The organism is Cyclobacterium sp. SYSU L10401 (assembly GCF_010993705.1).
In the GTDB taxonomy this organism is placed as follows: domain Bacteria; phylum Bacteroidota; class Bacteroidia; order Cytophagales; family Cyclobacteriaceae; genus Cyclobacterium.
In genome coordinates this window covers 227,674-240,544 of the sequence record NZ_WOFO01000008.1, presented here as the reverse complement: position 1 = coordinate 240,544, position 12,871 = coordinate 227,674, and the positions used below count along the sequence as shown (strand labels likewise).

General features: G+C 45.0%; 6 protein-coding genes. 1 reads left to right on the top strand and 5 read right to left on the bottom strand.

The features are described from left to right. Positions 1-16: 16 nt before the first annotated feature. The 5 genes from GL182_RS18280 to GL182_RS18260 all read right to left on the bottom strand — a co-directional run bounded on the left by GL182_RS18280 (position 17) and on the right by GL182_RS18260 (position 11,515). On the bottom strand, positions 17-1,090 hold the full coding sequence (locus GL182_RS18280; RefSeq protein WP_240469883.1) for an alginate lyase family protein: 1,074 nt from the start codon (positions 1,088-1,090) through the stop codon (positions 17-19). Positions 1,091-1,271: 181 nt separating this feature from the next. Next, positions 1,272-3,065 (bottom strand): RagB/SusD family nutrient uptake outer membrane protein, encoded by a 1,794-nt coding sequence (locus GL182_RS18275; RefSeq protein ID WP_163381225.1) that lies wholly within the window; start codon positions 3,063-3,065, stop codon positions 1,272-1,274. Between the two features lie 20 nt (positions 3,066-3,085). After that, positions 3,086-6,376 (bottom strand): SusC/RagA family TonB-linked outer membrane protein, encoded by a 3,291-nt coding sequence (locus tag GL182_RS18270; RefSeq protein WP_163381224.1) that lies wholly within the window; start codon positions 6,374-6,376, stop codon positions 3,086-3,088. 492 nt (positions 6,377-6,868) lie between these two features. Next, positions 6,869-8,350, bottom strand: coding sequence for a RagB/SusD family nutrient uptake outer membrane protein (locus GL182_RS18265; RefSeq protein ID WP_163381223.1), 1,482 nt, complete (start codon positions 8,348-8,350; stop codon positions 6,869-6,871). A gap of 18 nt (positions 8,351-8,368) precedes the next feature. Next, complete coding sequence (locus GL182_RS18260) at positions 8,369-11,515, bottom strand: SusC/RagA family TonB-linked outer membrane protein (RefSeq protein WP_240469882.1); 3,147 nt, start codon at positions 11,513-11,515, stop codon at positions 8,369-8,371. Between the two features lie 637 nt (positions 11,516-12,152). Between GL182_RS18260 and GL182_RS18255 the strand changes: the two genes are divergently transcribed. Next, complete coding sequence (locus GL182_RS18255) at positions 12,153-12,866, top strand: NUDIX hydrolase (protein WP_163381222.1); 714 nt, start codon at positions 12,153-12,155, stop codon at positions 12,864-12,866. The last annotated feature ends 5 nt before the right edge of the window (positions 12,867-12,871 follow it).

Below are 12,871 nucleotides of genomic sequence, written 5' to 3'. Positions count from 1 at the left end.
GCTAATTTATGTTTTTTTAATATTTCATCAGGGGTTTCATTAAGGTAGGGAAAGTCCAGGCAAAATGGTGGCTGGGATAGCTTACAGGCTGCTGGCCGTCTACGTAATCACTGTAGGCCGGCTCATGGTAAACCATTTCCATGGCCTCCATCAGGTTTCCGGGCCAGGAGTCCGGTGCACCCGGCCGCTGATTTTCATGCCAGGGCCAGGAATCCGGGTTCTTGACGTATTTGAGCAAGTAATCCAAAGCTGATTTGATGGAATGCCCATCTTCCTCCATATGAAGCAAGTCAGTTCCCTCTGTCTGAAGCACTGCCCAACAAGCCGCCGTGATGGGGGCCAGGGAAAAGTAAGTATACCATAATCCCCTTTCCTCTCTGCGCACCTCTTCGGGCATATGGCCGTCAGCAGCAATTTTTTCAAAAAGGTCACTTTTGATTAAGCGTATGTTTTCCTGCATCTCCAGTTCATCTTGTAAGAAAGCCGCACTCAGTATCGATCCATACCGACCCCAATCTGCCCAGTTGTTTTTTCTTTCTCTGATTTCGTTACAGGCCTTGCGGTACACATTGGCAACCCAGGCGTGAAATTTGGCCAGGTCCTCTTTTTTCCATATATCTGAATCCTGCATCAATTCTGCTGCAATCATCAGGGCAGGGCCGGAATAGGCCATGACCAGAGGTCCATCCGCCTCACTATAGGATTGGTTGGTATCGGCCCAGGCTTTGAGAAAATACACGGCCCTTTTGCCATATTTTTTCTTCCCTCCCAACCTGTAAGCCAATGCACAGGCATAAGCATTAAAAGCATCGGTCTGAAGGCTTTTGGAGTTGTTGCGGTGGGCATCGGGATCCACGTAAAATCCCGGAACATTAAAATCTTGCAGGGCATGGTGCTCCATCCTTAAGGCAGTGTCAGCATAGGCCAAAAGTTCCTGGTAAGCTTCCCAATAGGGTTCTTGGCGATTCTTGAGTTGGGTTTTCACGAAGTCGATCTGACTTTGGGGATGCATCACCTGGCAGGTGCCGGCGAAACCCTGCAAAAGAAATCCAATCAGCAATATGCTTGATAACAGGCTATGGTTGGACATGTTGCCACATTTTGGGTAAAACAGTGAATTGACTATTTTTCTGCTTCTTTAAAGATAAACAATGTTTAGATTTTTGACCCGCTCATTTCCTTCCGCTCATGTAAAATAAAGAAAAAACCTGCCCTTAAAAGGACAGGTTTTTGGAAATTTAAATGGTATTGGAATTCCTTCAATCAGGAAGTTATTGTTCCCATCCGGGATTTTGTCCCAGGTTGGGGTTTTGGGCCAAATCATTGAGCGGAATAGGCCAGAGGTAGTCCCTGTTTTCATCAAATGAAGGATTTTCCCAGTCGGTGTTTTTATACACATCGATATAGGTCTTGCCATTATCAGGGTCCTCGCTGGTGTGAATAATGGCATTCTCATACCTGGCTTCGGCAGCTGCATTCCACTGTATACCCATATCAGGGTTTTCCAGTTTTTTGCCCTGCTTCCATCTCCTGAGGTCATCATAACGGAATCCTTCACCAAACAGCTCAATCCTTCTTTCCCTTCTGATTTCTACCAGCAGCGGTGAAATACCATCTTCAGCATACCTCGGATCCATAGGGGGATTGAGTTCAAGGGGTGGCATGGCCACCCGGTCTCTTAGCAAATTGATGCTCATGTCCAGATCGGATTGTGTAATCTCACCCAATTCCGCCTTGGCTTCGGCAAAGTTCAGTAAAGCTTCAGCAAAACGCAAGATAATAGCTGGAGTTTCAGCAGTATTATAGGCTTTACCGATCATATCATCTGCATTGTAGTGTTTGATCACATGGTAGCCGGTAGAGGAAGTTCTTCCTCCCTGCATGCCCTGAATCCTGGGATAATCCCTTCCGTCTGCATTGTGGTACATGTAAAATTCAGAATCATCGGGATGCAGGACAGTTTGCCTTAACCTGGGGTCTCTGTTTTCAAAGACGTCTTCGATGGAATCATCTCCCTGATAAAGGGGAGACAAGGTGATGGGCAAACCATCTTCACAAAGGTAGTCCTCCACCGCATTTCGGGTAGCTCCACCTGAGTAAGAATAGTAATTTTGCACATGGTTGGTTAAGATGCCCAGTTGATACCTTCTCCACACCATGACTTCCGGATTTCCGGAAACATCCAAAATGCGGTGATAAGCATTGTAATCATGCTCAGGATCTCCGGTATTGTAAAGCATGTAGGGGCCGTTTTCAATCAACTCCTGTGCAGCATCGGCAGCTTCCCTCAACCACATTTCAGGGTTGGATCCTCCATGGTATTTTCTCCAGGTACCCTCAAAAAGACAGACCCTGGACTTTACCAGAAGGGCAGCCCAGCGATTGAGGCGGCCAGGCTCATTTCCATCTTCCCAATTATCCGGGATGTGCTCGGTGGCAAAGTTCAGGTCTGCCAAAACATTGTCCATTACCTCCTCACGGGGCATTCTTTCTGCAAACAACTCTTCGGAATCTATGTTCAATTCTCTGTCTACCCAGGGGGCATCGCCAAACATTTTGACGATATGGTGGTAAAACCAGCCGCGAAACAACCGGGCTTCTCCTACATATTTGTTACGCACTTCATCAGGAATAGCCGCATTGGGATAGTTTTCAAGGCCAATGTTGATCGCCCTCACAAAATTCCAACCCCTGTAGCCATACCACTGGTTACCAATCCCAGAGGAGTTAGTCGGTACAATTTGCCGACCTGCCCTCACCTGCTGAAAAGGTCGGTGCCTTTCATGATTCGGCGCCAGGTTATCGGCAAATCCATCCACAAAATAATAACTCGCCAACTGACTGCTGAAGCCATTGTGATGTCCCAGCATGATAGGTATATCGATGTCATTTTGGGATAAATGGTAAAAGGTATTGTTATAGGTAGCCAGGTCATTTTCCGTATTCCAGAAGGTTTCGTTACTGACCTGGTCCAGGGGAAATCGTTCCAGAAACTCGTCATTACAGGCGCCCAACATGAGGAAACTCAGCAATACAAGCCTGAAATATATCTTATAGTTCTTCATTATTTCTTGCTTTTAATGGTTTAGAAAGTAATCCTTGCACCCAGGGTGTAAATACGCTGCATGGGATATTCTATGGCTCCGGCCCAAATGGTCTCGGGATCCAACGGTGGTCGGATGGGTGAATACTCCCAAAGGTTCATGCCTGCGAAATAAATATTGGCACTTTGGAAACCTATGGATTGCATCCAATTCGCTGGCAGGTTATACCCGAGGTTTACGTTCTTCAAACGGATATACCCAGCATTTTGCAGAAATCTGGTTTGGGTTTGGATATTCTTCTTGTCATTGGTAGAAATATGGGGATGAGGAAAATAGGCATCCCGGTTATCCTCAGACCAGGAGTCTGTGATAAAATATTTCTCCACATGCCCGGCGTTGAAAGGGAAGAACCAGGTCCAGTTGCCTGAAGTAGGCCAGTGATCCCTGCTCCACACCCCCTGAAAAAACAGGTTCAGGGTAAAGTTTTTCCACTGCAAATTATTATTGATACCGAAGCTGTACCTGGGGGTGGAATTTCCGATTATTCTTCTGTCACCTGGATTTTCCAGGGTATTGTTTCCTGGAGTAATCCTACCGTCATTATTTAAATCAGCATACTGTATGTCACCTGGTCTCCAGTTGGCTCCAAGGTTAGATTGGTCTGCTGCATTGTCTACTTCTTCCTGAGACTGGAAGATTCCTACGGTTTCATAACCCCAGATCTCGTTCAGCATCTGTCCTTCATAATATTGGTTACCAGAAGGCAGGGCCCCTGATGGATTGTCAAATCGGGTAATGGTCGCCTGCCAATCGGACAAGGCCAGGGTAACGTCATAATTCAGATCGGAAGTAAACTGATTTCTATAAGTCAATTCCATTTCCCAGCCATAGGTTCTCAGATCAGCCGCATTGGTTTGCGGCGCACCAGTTCCCAAAAGGGAAGGATACTCCTGCCTCATCAGCATATCCTCCGTATCTCTTGTAAATACATCAAAAGCACCACTCAATTTACCACCAAACAAGGCAAAATCTACCCCAAGGTTTTGGGAAATCACGGTTTCCCAGGTAAGGGTGGGGCTTACCAGCCCTGCCGGAGAGACAAATGGGGTACGCTGTCCCGCAGACATCATAAAGGAAGACTGTCCAATACCCATGGTTGGGATATAAGGATAGAAATTATTTCCCAATAATTGGTTACCCAAGGTACCATAGGATGCCCTGATTTTCAACTCATCCAACCAGTTGGAAGAAGAAGACATCCAGTTCTCATTGGAAATTCTCCAGCCCACAGACAATGAAGGGAAAAAGCCAAAACGGTCATCAGTAGGAAATCTGGAAGTACCATCATAGCGACCATTGGACTCGATCAGGTAGCGGTCATCAAAGATATAATTTACCCGGTAGAAAGCTCCCCGCAATCCCATGTGGTTGTTGCCACCGAAGGTTTGTTGCATGCCAATGGTGGCATTCAAGTCCTGGATCAAAGGGGTTATCAAGGTATTGTTTTGGGCCCTGACAAACTTATTTTGTCCCCATTCCTGGTTATATCCGATCATGGTATTCAGTTTGTGCTGTTCCGGAAGGTCAAACTTATAATCCGCCACCGCATTGATCACATAATATTGATCCATGTCGTTGCGTTCACTGATAAAGTCATTACCGCTGAACCCAAAGTTGGTCATGTCATTGGGGTTTCGCAGGTCATTGTTGACAATTTCTACCCGGCTGGCCACTTCCTGCTGTGTTCTGTTGTAAAAGTTATAGGCAAAATTACCTCTTATGGATAGCCCTTTTACCGGGGTAAGTTCTATACCCTGATCCAGCCAAATGTCATTGGATCGCCATTGATTTCTGCCTCCATCTTCCAGGTAGGGCCAGAAATTGGTACCTCCGAAATACATGCCGATATACTGCTCGTATTGCTCCCGGTCTCCCTCTTCCCGATAAAAAGGTAAATCAGGAAACTGAATGGGCATGATGGGATTCACCCTGGCCAGAGAGTTGATATTCACATCCCAGTTGTAAAAGTAAGGTTTATCACTTTTCTGGGTATTGACAATTACCTTCTCTGTCAGTTTCAACCAATCGGTCACCTGAAAATCTCCTTTCATCAGTACATTGTACCTTTTGAAATTTTCATTGCGGTCGGAATTCAAATACCCATCTTTGTTCAAATGCCCGAAGGAAACAAAAAAGCTTGAGGTCTCGGATCCTCCTGAGATGGTCAGGTCATGCTGCTGGGTAGGAGCAAAATCCGTCATGATCTCATCCTGGTAATTGTTAAAACCATAAAACCTTAAGGCATCATCCACTACCCGCCATTCATTTTCTGGAATGGGATTCTCAGACCATCTCCTGGTTCCTTCCACCCAATCCGGGTCATAAGAAGGCACGCCATTAGTCCGCTCATTGGCAATGTTTCTCGCATTGACAAAATCATGCGGATCATTAACCGGATCCATATTGAAAATGGGCTTGGCCAGGGAAACCTGGCTGTTCAGGCTTACATTTACTTTACCTTCCTTGCCACTTTTTGTGGTCACCAGAATCACACCAAAAGCCGCCCGGGCACCATAAACTGCCGCTGCAGAAGCATCCTTTAGCACGGATACACTTTCAATGTCATTTGGATTGATCTGGTTCAGGTTCATGGGAACGTTGTCCACCAAAACCAAAGGCTGACCTCCATTGATGGAAGTAAATCCTCTTACATTAAAGGATGGACTTTGGGAAGGATCACCATTTCGAGGTTCAATGTTCAGGTTGGGAATCACCCCCTGAAGACCCTCTGCTACGTTGGCCACCGGACGGTTTACCAATCGGTCTGATCCGGCCACCCCAACGGCGCCGGTCAGATTGACCTTTTCCTGGGTACCGTAACCTACCACCACTACTTCATCCAGGGCCTGTGCACTTTCTGTAAGGGTGATATCAATGGTAGACCTGTTGTCTACCTCTATTGTCTGGCTTTCAAAGCCAATAAAGGAAAATACCAGGGAAGCATCCTCCGGGACCGTAATGGAATACTTTCCATCCAAATCCGTAGCCGTACCTATTGAGGTACCCGGAACAGATACGGTAGCTCCGGGAATGGGTTGACCATTTTCATCTGTCACCGTACCGGTGACGGTCACATCCATTGCTTTTTCCAATTTACCCCCTTCCAGTGCCTCATTGGAAGCCAAAGCAGGTAAGTCCTTTTCGATATTTTTCAGATTCTTGTCCAGACCGGATTCCTGGGCCATCAGCCCTCCGGAAACCAGGCAAAACAAGATTGCCACCATTGATGATATCGATTTCATCAGGCCGCAATAAAGTAACTTTCTTTTCATAATGGATTGTTGTTAATTGTTTGGTGATAATTGAGATCGGTTTTGAACGATCTTTTGACTTTTTGACGGAATCAGTTTTCCATAGGCTATCCTAATTTTAGATGAATGGTAAATATTAAATTTTTAATATTATTAATAAATTTGGTTTGAACTCCTATAATCAATCATAACAGAATAAAATTTCTTAAACCTCTGTTATTTCAACTAATCAGATTATCAACATTGTGTTTGCATTGGATTAGTTTTAATTTTATGGTACCATATTAAATATTTTAAAAACAAGAAAAAAATAATAGCGGACAAATATCTTGAAAAAATATAAACTAAAAAGCTTTTTTACTTAGATAGTATACAAAAAAGAGGGGTCCTGCGACCCCTCCATATTTCCTTATTCATCAAACACATTCTTTCTTATTTCTTGAAATCCGCAAACCTGTCAGGTTTTACTCTTTTTAAATCCATTGAATACATGTTGCGGATTTTAGGCTATGATTAAAATCCCGGATTCTGAACCAGTTCCGCATTCACATCCATCTCCCTCAGGGGGATGGGGAAAAGCAGGTTTTTCTCTGCAAAAGTACTGTTGAACACATTGGTATGGCCTACAAAATCATCGTAGGCCCCGGTCAGGTCGTTTCTGACTTTTCTGGTTCTCAACATATCAAACCAGGCTTTCCCTTCAAAGCATAGTTCAAAATAACGCTGATTCCATACTTCAGCCTCAAAATCCTCCATGCCCATACCGGATATCGGGTCCAGTTCAGCCCTTTCACGGATTTCATTTACCATTTCCAGTGCCAGGCTGTTGGGGCTGCCTTCCGCCCTGTTGGATGCCTCTGCATACATGAGCATGACATCGGGTAGCCTGTATACTGAAAAATTCAATTCAGACCGGGCATCTTCATCTACCGCCGTCTGGTCAAACCATTTGTAGATGTAATGGCCTCCCAATGTTTCCCCCTTGTATTCGGTGATGAAATATTGTTTCTCCTGAACCCGCTTGTCTCCGGCTTCAAAGCTTTCTACAAATTCCTGCCGGGGCACCAGGCCACCGAATTCATTGGAATAAACCGAAATCCCTGCAAAAGTGGGCAAACATACCGGGGTAAGGGGATTGGTCCGGTTGACCTTATCAAATTGTACCTGGAAAATGAACTCCCCGGAATTTTTGTTCTCCGGATTGATCATGTCGGTATATTCCGGAAACAGGTTATAAACCGTGCCCATTTGGTCCAACACCTCTTTGGAGCGAAGGGCGGATTCCGTATACGCCTGATTGCCACCCATTACCGGATGACCGGCATAGGTGAGGTAAACATCCGCCAACAGGGACTTTATAAATCCCATGGACACTTCCCCATTGCTTCTTCTCCATGCCAACCCGGAGTTTTCTGCAGCCAGCAGATCCGGAAGGATGATTTCATCATAAATTGTTTTCACTGCCACCCGGGGCCGGTTCACATCTGCCAATTCCCTTACCGGTTCGCTGATCATGGGGACATCTCCATACATGCGTACCAGGTAAAAATAATAGAAGGCCCTCATGGTTCTCACCTCGGCCAGGTAATCGGAAAGCTCCTGTTCGGACAGTATGGAAAACTGTGGCAGCTGCTCCAGCGCTACATTGCACCTTAATATACCCTGGTACAACCCGTTCCAATAGGTGTCAATATAAAAAGACTGCGAGTCATAGGTCAATTGATTAAACCTAAACGCTTCTGTCTGTGGCACACCATCGGCTTTGCCAGACATAAATTCCAGAAGGGAGAGGGTATTTCCTCCCCAGCCCCCGGAACCGGTGACAACTACATTTAAATTGGCATAAATACTGGTGACAAATGCCCGGGCTGCTTCGGGACTGGATAAGTCCGCCTGGGTGGTCAGTGTTCCGGGATTTTCTTCCAGAAATGCATCACAGGAATGCAGTCCTATGGCGATCAGAACAGTAAAGCAATAATTTATTATTTTTTTCATTTTCTTAAGCAGTTTTGATTAAAAGGAAATATTCACACCAGCACTGTAGGTCCGGGGCCTGGCAAAGGGAAAAAAGTCCAGGCCCTGGGGCAATTGTCCCGCTCCTTCAAAAGTGTTTACTTCAGGATCATAGCCGGTATATTCGGTGAATAGCAACAGGTTCTGACCACTGAGGAAAAACCGGGCTTTGGCGATGTTGTATTTTGATAAAATCCCGGCAGGTACCGAATAACCCAGCATCAGGTTTTGCAACCTTACAAAAGAGCCATCCTCCATCCAATGGGTATCCATATTGGTCAGGTAGGGCGTTCCCCAGGCCCTGACTTCCGCCACCATAGCATCCTGATTGTCCGGGCGCCAGGCATCCAATACCGTGGCATAGCTGTTGGCCAGGGTCTGCCGGTCCTCCACAGAATGCAGGGTGGCATTGATCACATCCATTCCCTGAACGGCCCTGAATTCAAAGGACAAGTCAAAATCCCTGTATTGGAAGCTATTGGTGATATTACCCACCCATTTGGGGTACATCCTGCCGATGATGTCAGAGTCATTGGCATTGATCACGTTATTGTTATCCAGGTCCTGCCAGCGGATATCTCCGGGCAGTAAGCCATATTCTGCCGCCTGATCGGCCTGGTCCTGATTCCAGGTTCCAAGGCGAACCCTGCCCCATATGGAGCCAATAGGCTCCCCTACTCTCAGGATATTCGTTTGGCCTAAAAACCAGGGCCCGGGAAAGATATCGGCATCATTCGCCCCCAGGCTAAGGATTTTATTGCTGTTGGTAGACCAGTTCAGATCCGTGGTCCACATAAAATCGCCTTTCTCTATGTTTACCGTATTGAAGGTTAGTTCCAGTCCCTTATTCTCAACGGATCCGATGTTTTGGAGCACAGAAGAAAAACCGGTAGACCAGGGAAGAGGCGCGTTCAACAGTAAATTTTTTGTCTTCTTGTAATAGAGATCCGCTTCCATAATCAGGCGGCTGTTGAAAAGCCCCAATTCCACCCCAAAGTCAAACTGATCGGTGGACTCCCACAACAGGTCCGGATTACCAAAGGAGGTTTGGGAAATACCGATTTCATTTCCTGAAGCCTTCAATACATTGAAGGTTCCCAGAAACTGAAGGGAGTTGAAATTTCCGATTTCCTGGTTTCCGGTAGAACCGGCACTTCCCCTTAATTTCAATTTATTAATACTGCTGAGGCCGTCCATAAAACCCTCTTCAGACAAATTCCAACCCAGACCTATAGAGGGGAAGAAAGCATATTTGTTGTTTCGGCCAAAACGGGAGGAACCATCATACCTACCTGTAACCGTCAGCAGGTATTTGTCATCCAGGGTATAATTCCACCTTGAAAAGTAGGAGTTCAGACCAGCTTCGCCCACATTGCCATTGATTCCGGAAATGGGAATGATATTACCTGCCCTGATATTTCTCCATTGGAAAAAATCATCAATGAAGCCTTCACTTCTCACGCTCAGGTCTTCAAATTGATCTTTTTGCCAGCTAAACCCGAACATACCGTTGATTCGGTGTCGTTCCCCAATGGATTTGTTCCAGGTCAGGAAATTTTCATTTTGCCAATACAGCCGGCTAGTGGTGGCCACATTGGCTACCCCTCTCTGGTCTGCAGATAACAGGCGAAGGTTTCTGGATGAGTAAAAATTATTTTTTCTGGTATCAAAAATGGTACTGAAAGTAGAGCGGAATTCCAGTTCTTCGGTGATTTTAAAGTTCATATAAAAATCGGCATACATCTGGGACAGATTGGCGTCGGTGTACCGGTTTCGGGCAATGTTTACCGGGTTCTCACCACCTTCGGTACCTGGCCAGTCTGCATTTGATCCCCAGCGCCCATCCGGATACCTCAAGGGAATAATGGGCAGGGCTTCTGCCGTCATCCGGGCCACATTCAAGGCGCCATTGGCATCATCTACCACCCTTCTGCTGCTCTTGGTCCCCAGAATACTACCGCCAACTGTCAGCCAGGGTTTGATGTCAGAATCCAATGCAATTTTACCGGTAAAGCGCTCAAAGCCAGAGTTCATCATGATCCCATCTTCGTTGGTATACCCCAGGGATACATTATAGGAAGTAGTATTAGAACCTCCTCTGAAGGCCAGGTTGTGGTTTTGCGCCCAGGCATTGTTGTAAATTTCATCTTCCCAATTGGTATCATAAATCGGTTGCCCATTGGCATTAAACAATTCGGGATAATCTGCCGGATCTGCCCTTTGGTACCTGCCCTGAGCAAAGCCCTGGGGATCATATTTGGCCGCATTGTCAAAGGCCCTGTTATAAATCTCCATAAACTGACTGGAATTCAGAGTTTTGACACTGTTTGCCCTTTGGGAAAGGGAAACAAAGCTATCGTAGCTGATTTGGTTCAGGTTTTTTTCTCCCCTTTTGGTGGTGATCATGATGACCCCGTTGGCGCCTCTGGCACCGTATATGGCTGCCGAGGAAGCATCTTTCAATACTTCAACAGACTCGATGTCTGCAGGGTTGATCATGTTCAGGTCCGCACCAATCACCCCGTCAATTACAAACAAAGGGTTTACACCGGAATTGATGGAGTTGATCCCCCTTATCCGTATCCTGGCCGATGCTCCGGGAGAATTCTGGTTATTCAACACTTCCACCCCGGCAATTCTTCCCTGTAATGATTTGACTGCATTGGGCTGTGAGCGGTCAATCAGTTTATCCCCCTTTACCGAGCCCACGGAACCGGTTAAATCAGACTTTTTCAAGGTACCATAGCCCACGACCACTACCTCATCCAATGCCCTGGCATCCTCTTCCATGGTGACATTGATTTGAGACTGATCGCCTACCTGAATGACCTGGCTTTTAAAGCCAATAAATGAAAACACCAAAGCTCCGCCATCCGGCACGGCTATGGAATAGTTTCCCTCCAAATCTGAAACAGTCCCTGTAGTAGTTCCCTGCACCAATACACTAACCCCCGGCATGGGTTCTCCGCTTTGATCAACGATGGTTCCGGAAACATCTATCAGCCGTTTCTCCGAAGCCGTAAAGGCAACTTTTTCCTCTGATGAAGCAATTGCCGGTGTCATTCCTGCGCTCAATAACAAAAGCATCAGGCTCATCATACTCAGATTAACACTTGAGGGCCTCAAGCGATGTAACAATTTTCTCATAATCGTTTAGGTTTTATTGATTAATTGATCTCAGGTTATTTCCCCGTTACCCCTCCGAAAAAGGATCAGAATACTAATTCATCAAATTTTGATTTACTTATCATCTGTTCATTTTTATCAGGCAATCCTTTATCATATAGAAATCAGATTTGGTAATTTGGAAGAACCCCATTTTATCCTAATGCTAAAAAAAATAATTTATAATAAAAAATAATCTATAAATATTTTTATTAATTTTATAATGAAAGTTTTTTATGAAAGCATTGTAAACAATTTAAGAACAGAAAATATAAATTTACACCCCTTTTAAACCCATTTGATAAGCATTCCCTTATCCTTAAGATAAGTCATATCCCGTTTGGGAAGCCCCTACCCATTATTGGTGAAGACTGATGAGCTGGCGTTACGGTTATAATTCCCCATGGTTAAAGGAAAATTTCCGGACTTTTTTTAAATGTATCATTGACGATTGAAAAAAAATAAGTAAACTTAAATGCAGGAAAAATCGATTGAATGGGGCCATTCACATAATACCCATTTATTTGATCTTTTTATCCTGGTCTTTTTCGAAAAAAGAAAGTATTTAAATAGCATAAACAGTAAAGAGTAATAAACCCCATAAAATAATAGGTTAAAAATGATTAAATATTCCAGTCAGACCAGGGTTTTGGTAGCCGTGGATTGTATAGTTTTCGGGTTTGATGGTAAAGACTATAAATTATTAATGGTGCAAAGAGGTTTTGCGCCGGAAAAAGAAAAGTGGAGTCTGATGGGAGGATTTCTCCAGCCCAGGGAGACACTTGATGAAGCAGCCAACCGGATTTTAAAACAGTTGACTGGGTTGGAAAATGTCTACCTGGAGCAAATGCATACCTTCAGCCATCCTGACCGGGATCCTGTAGAAAGGGTAGTAGGCGTGGTGTACATGGCATTGATAGACATAGAAAAGTACGAAAAACAGATCAATGAGGATTTTCATGTGCGCTGGTTCCTGATGAATGATTTACCTCAGTTGATATTTGACCACGAAGAAATGGTGGAGATGGCCCTTTGCAGACTCAGGTACAAAGCCTCCATGCATCCTATCCTCTTTGAGTTGCTTCCGGAAAAATTTACCCTTCCCCAGCTTCAGGCCTTATATGAAGGGCTTTTTGACATGAAAATTGACAAGAGAAACTTTACCCGGAAAATCTTGTCCAGCAATATCCTGAAGAAGAAAAATGAAAAAGACAAATCCTCCTCCAAAAAGGGAGCCTATTTTTACTCCCTGAATGAGGAAACCTACAAGGACAATGGACAACACATTCTTAACCTGATACCAAAAAATGAAATGCCTGCAGCGGCAGAATAATTTAA